This window comes from Aequorivita vitellina (assembly GCF_022008365.1).
Classification (GTDB): Bacteria; Bacteroidota; Bacteroidia; order Flavobacteriales; family Flavobacteriaceae; genus Aequorivita; species Aequorivita vitellina.
In genome coordinates this window covers 1-362 of sequence record NZ_JAIRBA010000172.1, presented here as the reverse complement: position 1 = coordinate 362, position 362 = coordinate 1, and the positions used below count along the sequence as shown (strand labels likewise).

General features: G+C 45.0%; 1 protein-coding gene. It reads left to right on the top strand.

All coding sequences use genetic code 11. From position 1 onward, the window contains the following. Window positions 1-362, top strand: a 362-nt coding sequence (locus K8089_RS16410) for a hypothetical protein (protein WP_237604352.1), incomplete at both ends; no start/stop codon positions are given.

Sequence of the window (362 nt, the reverse complement as noted above, 5' to 3'; positions counted from 1 at the left end):
GTGAACGATACTGAAGCACCAGTAGCAAACTGTGCCGCACCGTTTACGATTCAATTGGATGCAACTGGCAATGCCACTATCACGGTCGCCGACATCGAAAACGGAAGTACAGATAACTGTGGAATAGCAACCACGACAATTGACAAATCCACATTCACCTGTGCAGATGTAGGTCCGAATACAATTACCTTAACCGTAACCGATGTAAACGGAAACACCAGCACTTGTACAACCGTTGTTACTGTTGAAGATAATGTTCCGCCTACTATTACGTGCCCAGGAGATATTACAGTAAATAACGATCCTGGTATTTGTGGCGCTGCAGTAACATGGACTGCTCCAGTGGGAGTAGATAATTGTTC